Origin of the sequence: Tardiphaga sp. 866_E4_N1_4 (assembly GCF_052076075.1) — a bacterium.
Taxonomy (GTDB): Bacteria; Pseudomonadota; Alphaproteobacteria; order Rhizobiales; family Xanthobacteraceae; genus Tardiphaga; species Tardiphaga robiniae.
The window spans coordinates 1,873,753-1,894,904 of sequence record NZ_CP197242.1; the positions used below are offsets into that span (position 1 = coordinate 1,873,753).

Annotated in this window: 15 protein-coding genes; 10 read left to right on the forward strand and 5 right to left on the reverse strand. The window is 61.5% G+C overall.

Annotated elements, in window-relative coordinates; genetic code table 11:
• Nucleotides 1-101: 101 nt before the first annotated feature.
• From AB8B20_RS09430 to AB8B20_RS09450, 5 genes are all read left to right on the forward strand, one after another.
• Entirely contained in the window at nucleotides 102-2,006 is a 1,905-nt protein-coding gene (locus AB8B20_RS09430; protein ID WP_439072370.1) for a sigma 54-interacting transcriptional regulator, read from the forward strand.
• 267 nt (nucleotides 2,007-2,273) lie between these two features.
• Entirely contained in the window at nucleotides 2,274-2,981 is a 708-nt protein-coding gene (locus AB8B20_RS09435; protein WP_439072372.1) for a hypothetical protein, read from the forward strand.
• 461 nt (nucleotides 2,982-3,442) lie between these two features.
• Nucleotides 3,443-4,000 (forward strand): ABC-three component system protein, encoded by a 558-nt coding sequence (locus AB8B20_RS09440; RefSeq protein WP_439072373.1) that lies wholly within the window; start codon nucleotides 3,443-3,445, stop codon nucleotides 3,998-4,000.
• A complete protein-coding gene (locus AB8B20_RS09445) occupies nucleotides 3,997-4,518 on the forward strand; it encodes an ABC-three component system middle component 5 (protein ID WP_439072374.1) in 522 nt (173 codons plus the stop codon). The genes AB8B20_RS09440 and AB8B20_RS09445 overlap by 4 nt, the downstream gene beginning before the upstream one ends.
• Nucleotides 4,505-6,418: an AAA family ATPase gene (locus AB8B20_RS09450; protein ID WP_439072375.1), complete on the forward strand. Its 1,914-nt coding sequence runs from the start codon at nucleotides 4,505-4,507 to the stop codon at nucleotides 6,416-6,418. Before AB8B20_RS09445 ends, AB8B20_RS09450 begins: the two co-directional genes overlap by 14 nt.
• A gap of 29 nt (nucleotides 6,419-6,447) precedes the next feature.
• Here the strand turns inward: AB8B20_RS09450 and AB8B20_RS09455 are convergent, their stop codons facing one another.
• The 3 genes from AB8B20_RS09455 to AB8B20_RS09465 form a co-directional block, all read right to left on the reverse strand.
• On the reverse strand, nucleotides 6,448-6,906 hold the full coding sequence (locus tag AB8B20_RS09455) for a hypothetical protein (RefSeq protein ID WP_439072377.1): 459 nt from the start codon (nucleotides 6,904-6,906) through the stop codon (nucleotides 6,448-6,450).
• A gap of 98 nt (nucleotides 6,907-7,004) precedes the next feature.
• Nucleotides 7,005-7,823 (reverse strand): isocitrate lyase/PEP mutase family protein, encoded by an 819-nt coding sequence (locus AB8B20_RS09460; protein WP_439072378.1) that lies wholly within the window; start codon nucleotides 7,821-7,823, stop codon nucleotides 7,005-7,007.
• Between the two features lie 226 nt (nucleotides 7,824-8,049).
• On the reverse strand, nucleotides 8,050-9,270 hold the full coding sequence (locus AB8B20_RS09465) for a TrmJ/YjtD family RNA methyltransferase (RefSeq protein WP_439072379.1): 1,221 nt from the start codon (nucleotides 9,268-9,270) through the stop codon (nucleotides 8,050-8,052).
• Nucleotides 9,271-9,583: 313 nt separating this feature from the next.
• Here AB8B20_RS09465 and AB8B20_RS09470 point away from each other — a divergent pair, with 313 nt between their 5' ends.
• The 5 genes from AB8B20_RS09470 to AB8B20_RS09490 all read left to right on the forward strand — a co-directional run bounded on the left by AB8B20_RS09470 (nucleotide 9,584) and on the right by AB8B20_RS09490 (nucleotide 16,312).
• Nucleotides 9,584-11,335 carry a carbamoyltransferase C-terminal domain-containing protein gene (locus AB8B20_RS09470; protein WP_439072380.1) on the forward strand — a complete coding sequence of 584 codons (1,752 nt, stop codon included), beginning with the start codon at nucleotides 9,584-9,586 and terminating at the stop codon, nucleotides 11,333-11,335.
• Nucleotides 11,336-11,514: 179 nt separating this feature from the next.
• Nucleotides 11,515-12,729, forward strand: a complete 1,215-nt coding sequence (locus AB8B20_RS09475) for an NADP-dependent isocitrate dehydrogenase (protein WP_093756512.1) — start codon at nucleotides 11,515-11,517, stop codon at nucleotides 12,727-12,729.
• A 98-nt stretch (nucleotides 12,730-12,827) separates the two neighbouring features.
• Nucleotides 12,828-14,894, forward strand: coding sequence for a prolyl oligopeptidase family serine peptidase (locus AB8B20_RS09480; RefSeq protein WP_439072381.1), 2,067 nt, complete (start codon nucleotides 12,828-12,830; stop codon nucleotides 14,892-14,894).
• A 45-nt stretch (nucleotides 14,895-14,939) separates the two neighbouring features.
• Nucleotides 14,940-15,467: a DUF3455 domain-containing protein gene (locus AB8B20_RS09485; RefSeq protein WP_439072382.1), complete on the forward strand. Its 528-nt coding sequence runs from the start codon at nucleotides 14,940-14,942 to the stop codon at nucleotides 15,465-15,467.
• A 140-nt stretch (nucleotides 15,468-15,607) separates the two neighbouring features.
• Nucleotides 15,608-16,312 carry an SDR family oxidoreductase gene (locus tag AB8B20_RS09490; protein WP_120292835.1) on the forward strand — a complete coding sequence of 235 codons (705 nt, stop codon included), beginning with the start codon at nucleotides 15,608-15,610 and terminating at the stop codon, nucleotides 16,310-16,312.
• A 22-nt stretch (nucleotides 16,313-16,334) separates the two neighbouring features.
• On the opposite strand, the gene ybaL is transcribed toward AB8B20_RS09490, so the two are convergent.
• On the reverse strand, nucleotides 16,335-18,026 hold the full coding sequence (ybaL, locus tag AB8B20_RS09495; protein ID WP_439072383.1) for a YbaL family putative K(+) efflux transporter: 1,692 nt from the start codon (nucleotides 18,024-18,026) through the stop codon (nucleotides 16,335-16,337).
• A gap of 258 nt (nucleotides 18,027-18,284) precedes the next feature.
• Nucleotides 18,285-20,966 (reverse strand): alanine--tRNA ligase, encoded by a 2,682-nt coding sequence (alaS, locus tag AB8B20_RS09500; protein ID WP_439072384.1) that lies wholly within the window; start codon nucleotides 20,964-20,966, stop codon nucleotides 18,285-18,287.
• Nucleotides 20,967-21,152 lie beyond the last annotated feature (186 nt).

The following is a 21,152-nucleotide window of genomic DNA, read 5'->3' on the forward strand; positions in this document are numbered from 1 at the left end:
TGTCCAATCGCCGCAGGCATTTCGGGCCTTGGTTGGCGATTACGAGAATTCGTGCTACACGAAAATTCGTAGCCTGATTACGATTTTTCGGAGTTTCGCCGATGGATTTGGCAACGGCCCAGCCGCCTGATTTGCGCACCATCGCCTTCGATTATTCGGTCGAGCCGACGCTGCTGCTCGATCCACACGCCGACCAGATCATCGATGCCAATCCGGCCGCCTGCACCCTGCTCGGCTATGACCGCGCGCTGCTGCGCCAGATCAAGATCAGCGCGCTGCATGCGGGCCAGTTGCCGGCGCTGATCGTGTTCACCCAAGCGGTGCTGGCCAAGGGCTCCTACTGGACCAACACGCTGACGCCGCGCCACGCCACCGGCGAAGCGTTGCAGCTCGAATATGCGGGATCGCTGGTGCCGCAGGGCGAGCGCGCCTTGCTGCTGCTCACCATGAGCGATCTCGAACAGCGTCGCCGCCGTCATGTGGACGCCGCCGCCGAGGATCACATGCGCGGCGGCATTGCCGCGTGGCAGCGCGTCGAGCGCGTGTTTCAGGACATCGAGCGCGAGAACCAGTTGATCCTGCGCGCCGCGGGCGAAGGCATTTACGGCGTCAATGCCGATGGCAAGACCACCTTCGTCAATCCCGCGGCGGAGCGCATGCTGGGCTGGACCGCCGATGAGCTGGTCGGCAAGGAAATCCACCCCATCGTGCATCACAGCCATCACGACGGCAGTCACTATCCGGATCACGACTGCCCGATCTATGCGGCGTTTCGCGACGGCGCCGTGCACAATGTCGACAACGAGGTGTTCTGGCGCAAGGACGGCTCGCCGGTCTGGGTCGAATACACGTCGACGCCGATCCGCGACCGCCACATGGTGGTCGGCGCAGTCATCGTGTTTCGCGATGTCAGCCAGCGCCGCGAAGCCGATGAAAAGCTGCATGCTGCGCTGGCCGAAGTCGATCGCCTGCGCGAACGACTCGAACTCGAAAACGCCTACCTGCAAGAGGAAATCCGCATCGAGACCAATCCGCGCGGTATCATCGGCCAGAGCGAGGCGATCCAGAAAACGCTGCGGCAGGTCAAGCTGGTGGCGCCGACCACGGCCGCCGTGATGATCACCGGCGAGTCCGGCACCGGCAAGGAATTGATCGCGCGCGCGATCCACGAAGCCTCAGGCCGCCGCGACCGGCCGCTGATCCGCGTCAATTGCGCGGCGATCCCGCGCGAATTGTTCGAGAGCGAATTCTTCGGCCATGTGCGCGGCGCCTTCACCGGCGCGGTGCGCGATCGGATCGGCCGCTTCCAGCTCGCCGATGGCGGCACGCTGTTTCTCGATGAGGTCGGCGAGATCCCGCTGGAGCTGCAGGGCAAGCTGCTGCGCGTGTTGCAGGAAGGCAATTTCGAACGCGTCGGCGAGGAGCGCACCCGCTCCGTCGACGTCCGCGTCATCGCCGCCACCAACCGCAACCTGAAACAGGAAGTCCAGCGCGGACGTTTTCGCGAGGACCTGTATTTCCGGCTCAACGTATTTCCCGTGGAGTCGGTGCCGCTGCGCGACCGCCGCGAGGATATTCCCCTGCTGGCGCACCACTTCCTGCTCAGCGAGAAACTGAAATCCGACCTGCGATTGTCCGAGGGCGATGCACGGCGGCTATCGCGTTACGACTGGCCGGGCAATGTGCGCGAGCTGCAGAACGTCATCGAGCGCGCGGTGATCCTGGCGCAGAACGGCCGTTTGCGGATCGACCTGCCCGATGCGCCCGGCCCCCATCACGCCGCGGGCTCCCATCGCGTGAAGTCTGACGCCCGGCCGGCGGTGATGACCTCGGCCGAACTGCGCGATCACGAGCGCAGCAACATCCTCGCGGCGCTTGCCGCGACATCCGGCAAGGTGTTCGGCCCCGACGGCGCGGCCGAGCTGCTGGACATCAAACCGACGACGCTGGCTTCAAGGATGAAGGTGTTGGGGATCGAGGGGGCACGCGGGCGGATGGGCGCGTAAGCCACTGCGCGTCCACACACTGTCATTCCGGGGCGGGAACGACGCCGCAGGCGGCGGGACCGAACCCGGAATCTCGACATGGGAGTCTCCGTAGAGCCAAACACGCGGAGATTCCCCGCCACTCCAATTGGAGTGGCTGAGGTTCGCTCGCTAAGTGGCGAGCGCCCCGGAATGACGACTTCGAAAGCCAACGCACGCCTCGCTTGCGCTCTCCTGTAATAGGCATATATTCCAATCCCGATTGACCGCGCTCTAAAGGGAGTCAGCATGCGCTATCCTGCCTATCCTCTCTTTCCCTCCAACATCCGCGTCATCGACACCTCCTCGGACGCGGTGGTGCGCCTCCGGGTGACTGATGATGCGGATCCCGGACCGCCGCCCATGCCGGGCGGGCGCCCCAAGGGCTCGAGGCAACCGCATGCGAATGCCACGATCACCGCGGTGCGTCGCCTGATCGAGCAGACCACGCTGAGTCACGCGCAGATCGCGGCAAAGACCGGCGTCAGCAAGGCCAGCGTCACGAAGTGGGCGTGTAACGGCGGCTGGCAGCGTCATCCGTTTGCGCCTGTTGCCAGCGACACGGTTCCGGGCTTTCGCGCCGGCCGGAAGCAGAAGCTGCGCCAGCTCGGCAACAAGCTCCATCTGCTGGCCGAGCGCTGCGTTACTGAGCTGTGGAACAGCCCTTCGGTCGATCTCGACCGGCTGGTCCAGGCCATGCAGGTGCTGAAAATGGCGCGGCTGGAAGCCATGGGCAACCGCCGCCCGCGCCGCCACCCCGATGCGCCGGCGCGCACCGGCCAGGACTGGATCGACCGCGACACCGCGATCTGCACCGCACTGAAGGAGATGCGCCGCGGCGGCGTCATGATCGACCGCATTCCTGAGGAAGCGATGGCGCTGCTGGAAGACGCGCACACGCCGCCGGAGCGGGATCATCCGGCGTTACGGCCGAGGGGGAAGCGGCGAAGGGCGTAGGGTTCTCGCCTTACGGGTCCGAACAGCACAGTAAGATACATGAAGCCATGTGGCGTCTTAATTAGCTTCGAAATAGACGACCGTTTGTCCCATCGTGCCATTAATCCGGACAGCGCGCAGTTGACGCAGTTTCTGCGGTGTGGAAGTCCAGTCAAAAGACTAAATCTCTTGCCGAGCCTATGATCAACTAGTAATTGCTGTATGTAAGGAACAAACAATTACGTCTTCGCAGGGGGGGCTATGGATTTCATCGCTAAGTACGCGTCCGAAATCGGAAGTTTTGTCGCAGGTCTTGCGGGCGGATCACTCTTGACCTTAAAGCTCATGAACAGCCGAGCCGGTCGAGATATCACCTCCGTTAATCAATCACGTGCAACAGCGGGCGGCGACGTCGTTGGCGGCGACAAGCACACGAGTGGCAACTCTCGCTAGGAGAGGCTCGCTCGGAGCGCAAGAAACAGATGAATATCAATCAGACAGGCGCCAACGCCGGTGGCGATATCGTAGGCGGCAACAAGTATGAGCAGCACTATCATCCGACTACCGCATCGCCCGGCATCGTCGACAAACTGCTGCGAAAATTGCATGACGAAGTCACGAACAATCAGTGCGCAAAAGATACAATCGAAGCACTAGCACACTTTCACACCCGACGCGCCCACGACGGGATTCATGGTCTGGAGGCCAAGCTAAAGAAAGCCGATCGTGAAAACGAATACCTCGAAGCGATCGAGAAAAAAGAGCAATTCTCAAAACTACTAGAGAGATGGTCTCTGTATGCGTCAGCTCAGGAGATATTTGCTTACCTGCTGGCTAAAGCTGAGTACGAATTCACCTATGTAATTAGGCCACAGATAGCCAGCGTCTCGCCAGTTCAAGTCAATGAGCTCATTAGGGACAGAATAGTCACCCCGACCGTCAACGAATGTGGAGCCAGCGTTTTCACAATCAACCATAGCACTGCCATGGGAATGGTATATTGGCTCGCGGAGCAGTGCTTCGTTCGGTGGCACAAATGATACAGCTCTCGTATCAGCCTGCGCTCGATCCATTCCACTCAGTATTTCGTCTTATACGATTGCTACCCTACATCGCATCCTGCAATTCTTTACCGCGGGACCATGTTCGAATTCTGGATTATTATCTTCTATATCCGTTTCGCATTTCAGCCGCACGCTTATCGCCACAGCATAGCCGCTTCCGCAAATTTGATGCGCTCTTTCAGGACAACAAACCCTATGGCGAGCAACCCGAAGACGCAGTTATTTTCGCACGGATGGCACCAATTCAGTGCACGGCAATGGAAACATTAGCAGATAAACTCATCATCGACCCAACTGCATGGCAGCATGATGTTGTTCGCCCGACAGGCGCAAATATTCCGGAGCCACTGGCTCAACGCGCCTTGAACGCAAACGCGAATGAGCCATCGCTTACAGACCTAATAGGCGTCCTGACGCACGAATACCCTCTCACTGGTCGCAACGGCCTGAAAGACAGAACCGGTCTTTTGGAGCACCGATATGATGCGATTTAAGCCCAGCCTAATTGTCAAGCGTCTCATCGTCCTCCGTAACGAGCACACGGTGTACGACGAGATGTTTCATGCTGGAGTGAATGTAATCCGCGGCGAAAACTCGTCAGGGAAATCGACAATCCTCAACTGCATTTATTACGGCATGGGAGGCGACCTATCGGATTGGAGTGAGACTGCATCGCTTTGCACGCGCGTCGTGATAGAGGTCGAGCTCAATGGAATGCCGGCAACTCTTGGCCGCGAGATATCGTTACAATCCGGACAGCCAATGGAGTTATTTGGAGGAAATTATGAAACCGCAAAGCGCGCACCGCGCGATTCTTGGCTGAAGTACCCCTACCGTCGGAATCAATCACAAGAGAGCTTTTCCCAAGCTGTATTCCGATTGCTAGGGCTTCCGGAAGTCGCAAACGACGTTTCGGGCAATCTCACCATGCACCAGATACTTCGATTGCTATACGCCGATCAGCTGAGCCCGATAGAAACACTATTTCGATACGAAACTCGATACGATTCGCCGCTAATCCGAGATGCCGTCGGGCGCGTTTTGTGCGGCTCCTTCGACAACAGAGTTTATCAAAACGACATCCTGATCCGAGACAAAACTCGAGAATTCGACGCGGCGGACGGCCAGCTAAAAAGCTTAATCTCTGTTGCCGGAAAAATGGAACATAGCCTTACGCTAGAATGGGTCGAGACCGAGCGCCGCGCACTTATTTCGCAACAGAGCGATATTCAACACGAGATTGAAAAAGTTGAGCAAGAGGTCTTTTCTGCCGCAGATTCCGACAAGCTGACACTGCAAGTGCAGAACGAAGCTTATTCAGAAGTTCAGCGAGCGCAGTCTGAACTAGCAAGTCTTCAGCTAGAACACGACCGCTTAAGCCTTTCGATGGCCGACTCTACCAAGTTCATTCGCAGCTTAGAGCAAAAGCTGTCAGCCCTAAGCGATGCCGATGCCGTCGCCAATCATCTTGGCGATGTACGTTTTACGATATGCCCCGCTTGCCTATCACCCGTGGCGGAGCACAAAGACGATAAGAGCTGTCATCTTTGCCACATTGAATTCGAAGGCGGCCAAGGGCCCGATAGAATTGTCGCAACCATTAACGATTCAGCTATTCAGCTGAAGCAATCGCAACAACTTCAAAGCGTCCGTGAAAGCCGCCTGAAAAACCTCCAAGAGAGGATTATCAGGATTAACGCGCAATGGCGCCAAGCAGCAAATCGCTTGAGCTCCGCGCAACGCCTGCCCTCCACGGAAGCCCGCGAAAAATTGCGATCTTTGCATCGCGCTGCCGGATACATTGAGCGTCAAATTGAAGATCTAGTATCTAAGGAAGCGTTAATTCGACTTATCGACGAAGCATCAGCGAAGAAAGCTCTACTGAACTCTGAGCTAAGTCTTCTTAAGTCTGAGAACGCACATCTGCGCGCATCTCAGGAACGACAATTAAGCAAGGCAAAAACCGAGATTTCTGAAGAAATCAAAACCCTTCTGAGGAACGACCTTCGCAGACAAGACTCCTTCGAAAATCCGCAAACGATACAGTTCGGATTTGAGAGCAATTCAATCACCGTCGACGGCCAGCGGTATTTCTCGGCCAGCTCGCGAGTTATTCTGAAAAGCAGCTTCTTTCTGGGCTTCTTCGCGGCAGCAACTAAGGACTGGTCATTCCGCCATCCGCGCTTCGTAATGATCGACACGATAGAAGATAAAGGTATGGAGCCGGAGCGCAGCCACAACTTTCAGAATCAGATACTCCGCGTATCCTGCGACGCAAAATGCGAGCATCAGATTATATACGCGACGGCCATGATTTCACCTGACCTTGATGATGAGCAGTTCCTCGTTGGGCGCTTCTACACTCGCGATGAGCCAACCCTGGCAATCGGCTAAAAAATCGTTAGTTAGTGAGACCGACTACCTCACTTCTTGAGCATCGCGGTAAGACCAATTAAGGCCCCAACGAAGCCGATTGCGAGCGAGGCCCAAGCGCGAAAATTTTCTGACCGCTCTTTCTGCTCTTTTCGTACCGAATTTCTAAGCGCAGCTAGAGTCTCTTCGTTGAAATAGAAAAATGATCGCTTATACTCTTGTGCAAAATACTTCGTTCTTAGGTATGCATCGTTGTGCGGCGTAGGCAGCAGATATCTTTGCGCCAAGTCGGCCCAATAGTCCGACTCCAGAACTGCGATATACTCGTCTATTGCTCGTCCAGCTTCAACACTCGTCATGATAGCCGCGCTTATTTGATCTTTGCTCGGAAGCTCACCTGTCTCGCCCACGTATTTGAAGAGCTCTTTAAAGACATCATCCGCTTCGCTGTCCTTGAGCCGCTGAGCGCGTCGAATCTTCCAAATCACGACCAGTCGTTTAAGGGCCATGGTACCTACCCGGATGTTCAGTCGCCTCCGATGCTATTACAAACCAATCCTTGAAAGCGACCTACTGCATTCGCATTCCCACTGCGGCCCACCGGCGATCAGCTTCCAAACAGCTTATTCAGCTCCCCGCCCTTTGCCCCGTTAGCGAACGCCGTGAACGTCCCCTTCCCGGCGATCTCCTGCGACGCCTGCATGAACCCCGCCCAGGCCACCCGCGCCAGCGCGCCGCCGACGCTGATGCGGCGGACGCCGAGGCTGGCGAGATGCGCCACGGTCATGGTCGGCTGCACGGTGAGCACATTGAGCGGCTTGCCGCCGATCGCCTTCACCAGCGTGGTGATCTCTTCGTCCGAGGCCACGCCCGGCGCATAGAGGCAATCCGCGCCGGCCTCCGCAAAGGCGACAAGGCGCGCGGTGGTCTTTGTCAGGTCGCGCTCGCCATGCAGAAAACCTTCGCAGCGCGCGACCAGCATGACAGTGGGATCGACGCTGTCGATGGCGGCGCGGGCGGCCTTGATGCGCTCGACGGCGAGGGTATCGTCATAGAGCGGCTTGTCCGGCTTGCCGGTGGAATTCTCGATGGACAGGCCAGCGATTCCACTTTTGACCGCGCGGGCGACATTGGCGGCGACGCCGGCCGGGTCATCGGCAAAGCCGGCCTCGAAATCGGCATTCACGGGGAGATCGGTGGCGGCAGACAGCAGCGCGAGGTGTTCGATGACGTCGTCCGCGGTGACCTTGTTGTCGGGACGGCCGGTGGACCAGGCATAGCCGGCTGACGTCGAGGCCAGCGCCTTGAAGCCGAGATGCGCGAGATAGCGGGCGCTGCCGACATCCCAGGGATTGGGCAGCACGAAGCAGCCGGTCTCGTGGAGCTTGCGAAAGTTGGCGCGCTTCTCGGCGGTGGAGATGGTCATGGTGCCTCCCGGTCTTAGTGCCGCGTTGATCGCGGCTGGTCACCGCCATCGTAGCTCGGGATGCGCCATTGATCACGCCGTCATTCCCCGGCACACCAATTGGTGTGCCTGAGGGCGCGCCTCTTGGCGCGAACCCGGAATCCCGGCATGGGAGTCACCGGTGAGCCAAGCCACTCAGAGATTCCGGGTTCGCTCGCCAAGTGGCGAGCGCCCCGGAATGACAGTTCTAATTATTGCCCTGCCCCGGCATCCCGCTGGCCAGCAACGCCTCCAGCCGATCCAGCTCCGCCGCGATGTCGCTGATAACATCGTCCGCCCGCATCGCGATCACGCGATAGCCGCGCTCCTGCAGCCAGGTCTGCCGGGCGGCGCGGTCGCTGACAATCACCTCGGTCTCGCCGGAATTGACCAGCTCGATGGCGATCCGCTCCGGGAAGGAGACGAAATCCGGGATGTGGCGGCCGACCGGGGTCTGGCGCTTGAACTGGCCGGCGAAGCGGCGGTCGGCGCGCAGCTGGTCCCACAGCAGCCGCTCGGCATCGGTCGGGTTGCGGCGGAGCATACGCGCCAGGCCGCGGACCGTGCCGCTCTCATGCGCCTGGGCACCCTGCCCGTGTTCGGCCAGCAGCGCCCGCAGCCGGGTCGCCTGTTCGCCGTCGAGCACGCCGCCCTTGGCCGGGCCCTTGCGGCCCTCGGCGATGGCCATGACCACGCCGTGCAGCGTGTGCATGTCCTGCTTGGTCGGCTCCATCCGGGTGAAGATGTTGCGCAGGTTGACCAGCATGGTGTCGCGCTTTTCCGGCGGGCGGAGGAATTCGACCTTGTCGAGCTCGCCGACAAGGTTGTCGAAGAAGGCGCTCATCTGGTGCTGGGAGGCCGGCTCGGATCGCTCCGGCATCGCATAGGGCAGCGCGTTCGCCGTCGCCTGCTTGAACCATTCATAGCCGCAGAGGAGAACCGCCTGGGCGAGGTTGAGCGAGGCGAAGGCCGGGTTGACCGGGAAGGTGATGATCCGGTTGGCCAGTGCGACCTCCTCGTTCTGGAGCCCGTAGCGCTCGCGGCCGAACAGGATGCCGGCGGTGGCACCTCCGGCGACATGGGTGATGGTCTCGGCGGCGGCGGCCTCGGGGGCGACCACCGGCTTGGCCTGATCGTGAGCGCGGGCCGTGGTGGCGAACAGCAAGGTGCAGTCGGCGACGGCCTGCTCGACGGTGTCGAACAGCTCGACCTTGTCGAGGATGTGATCAGCGCCGGAGGCAGCACGGCGGGCATGGACGTTCGGCCAGCCATCCCGCGGATTGACGATGCGCAGCCGGGTCAGGCCGAAATTGCCCATGGCCCGCGCGCACATGCCGATGTTCTCGCCGAGCTGCGGTTCGACAAGGATGACAACGGGGCCGACGAGGTCGGTATGCGCCTTGGTAGAGTCGGTGCCTGAACCGGACATCGCACTTCACTTTCTGATTCAATCTCTGAAGGTCTTGAATCAACCCGTGAAGGTTTTGATTCAACACCTCATCCGGGCTCCCTGCCGATCGCTACATTGTTGAGCGATACAAGGGACTTAGCCGGGCATCTGGATGCGAATAACCCGCTCTCCGGGGCTATCTGCGATGCAGCCCTACGACGAATTGCCCGCGGATGCCAGACGCGGCCTGACAATCCGGATGAAGGCGGGTTCCCGGCCAAGCGTTCGTGAATTGCCGGTCGTAACAGGGGGCGGGTAATGTGCGACCCCCGGGAATGACCTTGCAGCCTTCATGCCTCAGCTTATCCTCAGCGTTCACTCCGGCGTCCATGACGCCGCCGTCGCCATTTTCGAAGATTACGATCTGAAGGCTGCCATCGCGCTGGAGCGACTGACCCGGCGCAAAAGCGACGGCAGCGTCCACCCCGATGCGGCCATCGACGAGGTGCTGTCGATCGCCGGCGCCACACGGCGCGACGTCGACGTCGTCGCCACCAGCCGCGCGATGTTTCCCAAGGCCTACTTCCCCCGCCTCGGCGGCCTCCGCTGGCTGCGCGAGCAGTATCGCAGCCGGGTCGGCAAGGACCGCCTGCTGCTCGGCGCCGAGCAGCATCGCTACCGCGCGCCGCGGGCGGAGGACGTCTTCGATGCCGCGGCGTGGCGGCGCGACGGCGGTTTCCGCGACGATGCCGCGATCCATTTTTACAACCACCACGAAGCGCACGCGCTGCCCACTTTGTTCTACAGCCCGTGGCCGGATGCCCTGCTGGTGACGGCCGATGGCGGCGGCGACAATGTCAATTACAGCTACCGGCACTTCGCCGACCGCCGCCTGACGACGCTCTATGGCGACGACACCTGTCTGTTCCTGCCAAATCCCGTCGACAGCCTCGGCCGCGCCTACAGCGCGGCGACCAAGTCGCTCGGATTTCGGCCCAACCGGCACGAGGGCAAACTGACCGGGCTCGCGGCCATGGGCAAACCGACAGCGGCCGAGACGATCGCCGGGTATTTTTCGGTCGCCCCGGACGGACGTATCCAGTCCAGCTTTCGCAGCTATCACCAGATGAACGCGTTGATGCGCCGGCTGGCCAAACAGGCCGGCCGGGAGGATTTTGCGGCGTCGATCCAGAAGGTGCTGGAAGACACCATGCTGCTGTCGCTGCAGCGCCTTTTGCAGCGGCATCCGGCGCGACATCTCGGCCTGTCCGGCGGCGTGTTCGCCAACGTCAAGCTCAACCGGCTGCTCGCGGAGCGATTGCCGATCGATGAATTGTTCATTTTCCCGGCGATGGGCGACGACGGCCTGCCGATCGGCGGTGCGCTGTCTTTCCTGTTAGAGCGCGACGGCCTGGCGCCATGGCTGGGCCGCCGCCGCGATCTTGGGACTGTCTATCTCGGCCGCGATTTTCAGGCCGGGCTCGACGCCGGCATCGCGGCCACCCCGGGGATCAGCCGCGTCGACGAGGCGCCGGTCGATGGCGCGGTGACGCGGCTGGTGGCGGGCGAGATCGGCGCGATCTTCAATGGCCGGATGGAATACGGCCCCCGCGCCCTCGGCGCCCGGACCATCCTCGCCAATCCGGCGCGGCGCGGCACCCACGACCTCTTGAACGAACGGCTGAGCCGTTCCGAATTCATGCCGTTCGCCCCGGTGATCACCACTGAGCGTGCCGCGGAGGTGTTCGACGTCAATCCGGTCAATGCGCGCGCCTGCCGCTACATGACCATCGCCTGCGACGTGAGGCCGGAATGGCGGGACCGCATCCCCGCCGTGGTCCATGTCGATGGATCGGCGCGGCCGCAGGTGATCGCGCGCCCGGACAATCCGCTCTATTATGACATTGTCGAGGGGTTTGCAGAGGCCAGCGGATTGCCGGTGCTGGTCAATACCAGCTTCAATGTCCACGAGGAGCCCATCGTCAACAGCCCGGACGAAGCGCTGCGGGCGCTGCTCGACGGGCGGATCGATTTCCTGGTGACCACCGGCGGCCTGTACCGGCGCGACGCGGCGCGACGGCGCGGCACGGCAGCCTGCCGGTGAGCTGGTACGTGGCGGCGGGCATCGCGGCGCAGGCTGCATTTTGAGCAAAAACAGCCTGCGTTTTGGGCTGAAAATTGCGCCGAAACTGCATGACGCCCCGGCTTTCGCCGGGTCCTGCGCGGTGCTATAGCCCCCCTACAAATCATCCCTCCCGCAACGCGCTAAAGGCCCGAACCACCATGGCAAAAATCAAGGTAGCCAACCCCGTCGTCGAACTCGACGGCGACGAGATGACCCGGATCATCTGGCAGTACATCAAGGACAAGCTGATCAACCCCTTCCTTGACGTCAACCTGATGTATTTCGACCTCGGGATGGAATACCGCGACAAGACCGACGATCAGGTCACCATCGACGCCGCCCACGCGATCAAGAAATACGGCGTCGGCGTGAAGTGCGCCACCATCACCCCCGATGAAGCGCGCGTGAAGGAATTCGGCCTCAAGCAGATGTGGAAGTCGCCGAATGGCACCATCCGCAACATCCTCGGCGGCGTGATCTTCCGCGAACCGATCATCTGCAACAACGTGCCGCGCCTGGTCCCCGGCTGGACCAAGCCGATCATCATCGGCCGTCACGCTTTCGGCGATCAGTACCGCGCCACCGACATCAAGTTCCCGGGCAAGGGCACGCTGACGATGAAGTTCGTCGGTGAAGACGGCACCGTGATCGAGCGCGAAGTGTTCCAGGCTCCGGGCGCCGGCGTCGCCATGAGCATGTACAACCTCGACGACTCGATCCGCGACTTCGCGCGCGCATCGCTGAACTACGGCCTGTCGCGCGGCGTTCCGGTCTATCTGTCGACCAAGAACACCATCCTCAAGGTCTATGACGGTCGCTTCAAGGACATCTTCCAGGAAATCTTCGACGCCGAATTCAAGACCAAGTTCGAAGCCGCGAAGATCACCTATGAGCATCGCCTGATCGACGACATGGTGGCTGCCGCCATGAAGTGGTCCGGCGGTTACGTCTGGGCCTGTAAGAACTACGACGGCGACGTGCAGTCCGACACCGTGGCCCAGGGCTACGGTTCGCTCGGCCTGATGACCTCGGTGCTGCTGACGCCGGACGGTTCGGTGGTAGAAGCCGAAGCTGCCCACGGCACCGTGACCCGTCACTACCGCGAGCACCAGAAGGGCAAGGAAACCTCGACCAACTCGATCGCGTCGATCTTCGCCTGGACCCAGGGCCTCGCCCACCGCGCCAAGCTCGACAACAATGCCGAGCTGGCGAAGTTCGCCAAGACCCTCGAAAAGGTCTGCGTCGACACCGTCGAAGCCGGCTACATGACCAAGGATCTGGCGCTGCTGGTCGGCGCCGATCAGCGCTGGCTCTCGACCACGGGCTTCCTCGACAAGGTCGCGGAAAACCTGACCAAGGAACTGGCGGCCTGATTTCCGCCCTCTCCTGACTGCACCATCCGAAAGTCCGGGTTGCCTCAGGCACCCCGGACTTTCTTTTTGAGACGTTCCGTTTTCGAGGTGACTGACCCATGACTGCGCCAAATCCCGCCGACGGCAGCAATGATCCATATGTCTGGCTCGAAGAAATCGAGGGCGAGAAAGCCGTGGCCTGGGTCGAGGCACAGAATGCGCGGACCGACGGCTTCCTCTGCGGCGATAGCTACAAGCGCGACTTCGACGCAGTCATGAAGATCCTCGACGCCGACGATCGCATTCCCTTCGTCGGAAAGTCTGGCGACTATCTCTATAATTTCTGGAAAGACGCCGCTCATCCGCGCGGGCTTTGGCGCCGCACGGTGCTGGAGAGCTATAAGACCGATACGCCTGAATGGGACGTGCTGCTCGACATCGATGCACTGAACCAAGCGGAAGGCATCTCCTGGGCCTTCGCAGGTGCTGCGCGTTCGCCGGACAAGACTCGCGCGTTGATCAGCCTGTCGTTCAACGGCACTGACGCCATCGAAGTGCGTGAGTTCGATATTCCCAGCAAGAGCTTCGTTGCCGACGGCTTCATCATCCCGAAAGCCAAGACGCAGGTGAGCTGGGTCGATCAGGACACGCTGCTGCTCGGCAGCGCGCAGACGCCCGAGGATAGCACCGAGGCCGGCTATACCCGCACCGTACGCAAATGGACTCGCGGCACGCCGTTAGCTGCCGCTGAAACCGTCTTCGAGGTCGAAAAGCAGGACGTCGCCGCCTGGTTCGGCGTCAATCGCCGGCCAAGCCACGAAGGCGTGATGTACTGGCGTGCGCTGGATTTCACGCGCTCGCATATCTTCGTCGAGCGCAAGCATGGCCCACATGCCGCGCAGCGTCTGCGCCTCGAACTGCCGGAAGAAGTCTCGGTCTCGGCAGAAGCGGACGATCTCCTGATCAGCCCGAAACAGGACTGGACCGTCGGCGACCAGACGATCCCGACCGGCGCACTCGCCGTCATCGACCTCGATCGCTTCCTGTCTGGCGCACGCGATTTCGAGATCGTGTTCACGCCATCGCCGACCCGCGCATTGCAGTCATGGTCGGAGACCCGGCACGGCATCGTGCTGGAAATCCTCGACAATGTCCGCGGCCGTCTCGCATTGCTGCAGCGAAGCGAGGCCGGCTGGCGCGAGACGGCACTTCCGGGATTGCCCGATAACGCCACGATCTCGGCGCAGAATTTCGGCGGCGAGGACGATCCCGATCTCGGCACCGACATGCTCTTCACCGTCACGGGCTTCGACCGGCCGACAACGACGGCACTGTGGACAGGCCACGGCGCACCCGAGCCGCTGAAGAGCTCGCCGCCCAATTTCGATCCCGAGGGCATCGAGGTGCAGCAGCTCCATGCGGTGGCGGCGGACGGCACCAGGATCCCCTACTTCCTGATCGGCAAGAATCTCTCGGCCGGCGCCCCGCCCCGGCCGACGATTCTCTATGGCTATGGCGGCTTCGAGATATCGCTGACGCCCGCCTATATGGGCATCGCCGGCAAGCTATGGCTCGAACAAGGTCATCTCTACGCCATCGCCAATATCCGCGGTGGTGGTGAGTTCGGCCCGGCGTGGCATCTGGCTTCGCGCAAGATCACCAAGCATGTGGCGCATGACGACTTCGCTGCGGTGGCGCGCGATCTCGCAGCGTCTGGCATCACGACGGCGCAAAAGCTTGCGTGCCACGGCGGCAGCAATGGTGGCCTGCTGGTCGGCAACATGCTGACGCGCTATCCGGAACTGTTCGGCGCGGTCTGGTGCAGCGTGCCGCTGCTCGATATGGCGCGCTATACCAAGCAGCTCGCCGGCGCGAGCTGGATCGCCGAATATGGTGATCCGGAAATTCCCGACGAGTGGGTCTATCTGCAGAAATACTCGCCCTATCACCTGATCGCGCCCGGCAAGACCTATCCGCCGATCTTCATCACTACCAACCGCACCGACGACCGCGTCCATCCCGGCCATGCCCGCAAGATGGCAGCGAAGCTCGAAGAGCTCGGCTATCCCGTCTGGTTCAACGAGACGGTAGCGGGCGGACACTCCGGCGCCGTGGACAATACCAAGCAGGCACAGAGCCAGGCTCTGGGATTTGCGTTTCTACGGCGGACGATTGGAGCTGCGTAAAACGAACGACAGAGCAACTACCAACCCGAGCAAGAGAGGGTTCACATGACCTGCAATACGCCCCATGTTTTCAAACGCCAGATCCTGACCACGATTGTGACACTCTCGCTCAGTGTCGCGGGCGAATTCTCTGCTTTGGCGCAGGTGCCGGATGCGATTGCAGCCCCCGGCGAGACGCAGATCGCCAAGCTGCATGCTGAAGGCGCGCAGGTCTATGAGTGCAAGGCCGACGCTTCAGGAAAGCTGACATGGACGTTCCGCGAGCCGATCGCCACGCTGATGGCCGATGGCAAGACCGTGGGGCGGCACTATGTCGGACCGAACTGGGAATACAGCGATGGCAGCGCGGTGGTCGGTAAGGTGACCGGCAACGCACCAGGCACCACTGCCAAGGACATTCCGTGGCTCCGCCTCGAAGCCGCCTCGCATCGCGGCAGCGGCATGTTGAGCGGCGTGACCACGGTACAGCGCATCAACACCGTTGGCGGCACGCTCGGCGGCACCTGCAGCGGCGCCGGCACTTTACAGAGCGAGCCCTATTCGGCCGACTACGTGTTCCTGCGCAAGGGCTAAGGACATTTCGCCGGTGGACACTCCGGCGCGGTAGAGAATACCGAGCAGGCACAGAGCCAGGCGCGAGGTTTGCGTTTCTACGCCGAACGATTTGCCGCTAGAGCAGAGAAGACCAGAAAAACATTCAGGGAGACCGCCTCATGTCATCTAGCAAAGTCGCCATCATCACGGCCGGTGGAAGCGGCATGGGCGCCGCATCGGCGCGCCGCCTTGCCGCCGACGGGTTCAAGGTTGCGATCCTGTCGTCGTCCGGCAAAGGCGAAGCGCTCGCGCAAGAGCTCGGCGGCATTGGCGTCACCGGCTCCAACCAGTCGAGCGACGATCTGAAGCGACTGGTGGATGGCACGCTGGAGAAATGGGGCCGGATCGACGCACTGGTAAACAGCGCCGGTCATGGCCCGCGTGCGCCGCTGCTCGATATCACCGACGAGCAGTGGCACACCGGCATGGATGTCTATCTTATGAACGTGATCCGGCCAACGCGACTGGTGACGCCGATCATGCAGAAGCAGAAATCCGGTGCGATCATCAATATCTCCACCGCATGGGCATTCGAGCCCTCAGCGATGTTTCCGACTTCCGCCGTGTTCCGCGCCGGTCTCGCCTCTTACACAAAATTGTTCGCGGATAGTTTTGCCGCCGACAATGTACGGATGAACAATGTGCTGCCCGGCTGGATCGACAGCCTGCCCGCCACCGAAGAGCGGCGCCAGAGCGTCCCGATGCAACGCTATGGCAAGAGCGACGAGATCGCAGCCACGGTCGCATTCCTCGCATCGGATGGCGCTGGCTATATCACCGGCCAGAACATTCGCGTCGATGGCGGCATGACGCGGTCGGTGTGATGACCTGATCGCAACGGCGCGACTAAACGGCCGCCGTCGTGCCGATCTGCAGCAGCATCGCCTTGGCGATTTCCTGCTCGCCCATGATCACGACATTGGCGCCGTGATGCTTGAGATGCGCGATCTCTTCTTCGGAATGCGCGCGGGCGATGATCGGAAGCGTGGGGTTGAGCGCACGCGCCTTGGCGACGATCTGACCGCCTTCGAAAGCGTCGGGAATCGCCACCAGCAATCCCCTGGCGCCCATCACATTTGCAGCCTGCAACATGTCCGGCGCCGCGGCATTGCCGGTGACGACCTCAACACCTTCCTTCTGCAGACGCTCGACGACGCCCGGCGTGTCCTCGATCACCAGCAGCGGCGTGTTGTTCAAGCGCAGCGCCCTGCTGACTACGCTGCCGACACGACCATGGCCGACCAGCACGACGTGATCCTTGAGTTGCGTCTCCGGCAACGGGACGCGCGTGACCGCTTTCTCCTTGCTGTCCGCAGCGGCCGCTTCACTCGCTGCCGCCGCTTTCGCGTCCTTATCGGCCAGTAGGCGATCGAGCAATGCGAAGAACAGCGGGTTGAGCATGATCGAGATAATCGCGCCGGCGAGCACGAGATCGCGGCCGCGATCGGGCAGCAGGCCGAGGCCCACGCCAAGGCTGACGAGAATGAAGGAGAATTCGCCGATCTGCGCCAGCGAGGCGGAGATCGTCAGCGCCGTCGAGGTCGGATAGCCGAACAGCCGGACGATGCCGAAGGCAGCCGCCGACTTGCCAAACAGGATGATGAACACTGTGGCGAGCAGCGGCAGCGGCTCGCGCAGGATGATCGCCGGATCGACCAGCATGCCGACCGAGACGAAGAACAGCACCGCAAACGCGTCGCGCAGCGGCAGCGTCTCGTTGGCAGCGCGCTGGCTGAGTTCGGATTCGCTGAGGATCATGCCCGCAAAGAACGCACCGAGCGCGAATGACACGTCGAAGACGAGGGCTGCGCCGAAGGCGACCCCGAGCGAGATGGCGAACACCGCAAGGCGAAACAGTTCGCGCGAGCCGGTATGCGCCACATAGTGCAGCAGCATCGGGATGACGCGGCGGCCGACCACCAGCATGAAGATGACGAAGCCCGCGACCTTGCCGAGCGTGATCAGCACCGGCATAGCCAGCGACGACATGCTGGCACCATTGCCCTCGCCTTTAAGCAGGCCAGCGATCGCCGGAAGCAGCACCAGCGTCAGCACCATCGCGAGGTCCTCGACAATCAGCCAGCCGATGGCGATGCGGCCGCGCTCGCTGTCCACCAGCCGTCGTTCCTGCAACGCGCGGAGCAGCACCACCGTCGAAGCCACCGACAGCGCGAGGCCGAACACAAGGCCGCCGCCGAACGACCAGCCGAGTGCCTCGCCAAGGCCGATGCCAAGCAGCGTCGCCACGGCGATTTGCACGATGGCGCCGGGGATCGCGATATTCTTGACCGAGAGTAGATCCTTCAGCGAGAAATGCAGGCCGACGCCAAACATCAGCAAGATAATGCCGATCTCCGCGAGTTCATTGGCGATATTCTGGTCCGCCACATAGCCGGGCGTAAATGGGCCCATGAAGACGCCGGCGAGCAGATAGCCGACCAGCGGCGACACGCGAATGCGCTGTGCGATCAGGCCGAGGATGAATGCCAGTACGAGGCCAACGACGACGGTGGAAATCAGCGGGGTGTTATGCTCCATGCCGCTTTTTGCCGCATGGGCGCGTGGGATGCCACCCTTAACCAGGGCTACTCATGGTCGCAGGCGCGAGCGGTCACGTCATCGCGAGATGGGGTTGTGTGACCCACACTGCCATTCCGGGGTGCGATCTCAGCGAAGCTGAGAGCGTGAACCTCAGCCATTCCAGTTGGAATGGCGGGGAATCTCGACATAGTAAAACACTACGGGATTCCGGGTTCGCGCCCGCCTGGCGGCGTTCACGACACCGGAATGACGAGATTAGTTGCCGATCGCCGCTTCGATCGCCGCCAGCGCCGCATCGGCCTTGGCGCCGTCCGGACCGCCGGCCTGCGCCATGTCCGCCCGCCCACCGCCGCCTTTGCCGCCCAAGGCTTCAGAGGCGAGCTTCACCAGATCGACAGCGCTGAAGCGCTTGGTCAGATCCTCGGTGACGCCGACCACGACGCCGGCCTTGCCGTCTTCACCGACATTGATGATCGCGACCACGCCGGAGCCGAGCTGCTTCTTGCCGGCATCGGCGAGGCTCTTGAGATCCTTCATCTCGATGCCCGACACACTCTTGGCCATAAGCTTGACGTCGCCGACAGTCTTGACGTCTGCGGACGCGCCACCGGCGGCCGATGCGGCAGCGGCAGCACCGCCGCCCATGGCGATGGTCTTCTTCGCCTCGGACAGCTCACGCTCCAGCTTCTTGCGCTCGTCCATCAGCGCAGCGATGCGCGCTGGCATGTCGTCGAGCGTTGTGCGGAGCTCGTTCGCAGCGGTCTTGGCGAGCTGCATCGTCTCGTTGGCGTGATGACGCGCATGATTACCGGTCAGCGCCTCGATGCGGCGCACGCCGGAAGACACTGCGCTTTCGCCGGTGACCGAGATCATGCCGATGTCGCCAGTGCGCCGGACATGGGTGCCGCCGCAAAGTTCGACCGACCAGCCGAGCGCATTGCTGCCGCTATCGCGCGGCATCTTGCCCATGGAGACAACGCGAACTTCGTCGCCGTATTTCTCACCGAACAGTGCGCGTGCGCCCGCCTCGCGCGCATCGTCCACCGCCATCAGGCGCGTGGTGACGGCGTCGTTTTCCAGCACAACATTGTTGGCGATGTCCTCAACGCGGCGGAGCTCGTCGGCCGTGATCGGCTTCTGATGCACGAAATCGAAACGCAGCCGGTCCGGCGCCACGAGCGAGCCGCGCTGCGCGATGTGATCACCGAGCACCTGACGCAGCGCTTCATGCAGCAGATGCGTCGCCGAGTGATTGGCGCGGATCGATGAGCGACGGGCGTGGTCAACTTCCAGCGCGAGCGCTGCGCCAATTTTCAGCGTGCCCTGCTCGACCGTACCGATATGCACGAACAGATCGCCGGCACGTTTCTGGGTTTCGGTGACGCGGAAGGTTACGCCCTCGCCTGTCATGATGCCGAGATCACCGACCTGACCGCCGGACTCCGCATAGAACGGCGTCTGGTTGAGAACGATCGCACCGGTATCGCCGGTCTTGAGGCTATCGACTTCCTTGCCGTCCTTCACCAGTGCCGTAACCGCACCTTCCGCAGACTCGGTCTCGTATCCCAGGAATTCCGTCGCACCGAGTTTTTCACGCAACTCGAACCAGATCGCTTCGGTCGCGGTCTCGCCGGAGGAAAAGCGCGACGCGCGGGCCTTCTGTTTCTGCTTCTCCATCGCATCGGTGAAGGATGCGATATCGACCGAGATGCCGCGGTTGCGCAGCGCATCCTGGGTCAGATCGAGCGGGAAACCGTAGGTGTCGTACAGCGTGAAGGCGGTCTCGCCGTCGAACATGTCGCCCTTCTTCAGCGACGCGCTCTTGTCGTCGAGAATGCCGAGACCACGATCCAGCGTCTTGCGGAAGCGCGTCTCTTCGAGCCGCAGCGTTTCCTCGATCAGGCTCTCGGCGCGCACCAGCTCCGGATAGGCCTGGCCCATCTCGCGCACCAGCGCCCACACCAGGCGCCACATCAGCGGCTCCTTGGCGCCGAGCAACTGGCCGTGACGCATGGCGCGGCGCATGATCCGGCGCAGCACATAGCCGCGGCCTTCATTCGACGGCAGCACGCCATCGGCAATCAGGAATGACGAGGCGCGCAGATGGTCGGCGATGACGCGCAGCGAGGCCTTCATCGGGCCCTGCGGATCGGCCCCGGTGAGATCGGCGATGGCGCGGATCAGTGCGACGAATAGGTCGATGTCGTAATTGTCGTGCTTACCCTGCAGCACCGCAGCGATGCGCTCGAGGCCCATGCCAGTGTCGATTGACGGCTTCGGCAGCGAGATGCGGTTGCCCGGCGCAAGCTGGTCGAACTGCATGAACACCAAATTCCAGATCTCGATGAAGCGGTCGCCGTCTTCATCGGGCGAGCCGGGAGGGCCACCTGGAATCTTGTCGCCATGGTCGAAGAAGATTTCCGAACACGGGCCGCACGGGCCGGTATCGCCCATCTGCCAGAAATTGTCCGAGGTCGGGATGCGGATGATCTTGGAATCCGGCAGGCCAATCTTCTTCCACAGAGCGAAAGCTTCATCGTCCTCGGAATAGACGGTGACCAGCAGGCGATCTTTCGCCAGACCGTATTCCTTGGTGATCAGGTTCCAGGCCAGCTCGATCGCACGTTCCTTGAAATAGTCGCCAAACGAGAAGTTGCCGAGCATCTCGAAGAAGGTGTGATGGCGCGCGGTATAGCCGACATTGTCGAGATCGTTATGCTTGCCGCCGGCGCGGACGCATTTCTGCGACGTCGTCGCGCGCTGATAAGGCCGCTTCTCGACGCCGGTAAAAACGTTCTTGAACTGCACCATGCCGGCATTGGTGAACATCAGCGTGGGGTCGTTGCGCGGCACCAGCGGCGACGACGACACGATGTCGTGACCATTCGCCGCGAAGTAATTCAGAAATGCCGACCTGATCTCGTTAACGCCGCTCATATCAGTCCCATTGCGCCCAAGACTTGTTACGTTCAAGACTTGGCGCCTAAAAATCGCCCACGGCCAAATTGTTTGAAGATTTGCCGCCGGCCAATGCCACAACCGGTTGCTTTTAGACCGGCGGCACTAGGCCTGTCCAGAAACTGTGCAAGGGGATGACAAGGGATCATTCAAGCGGATCAGGGG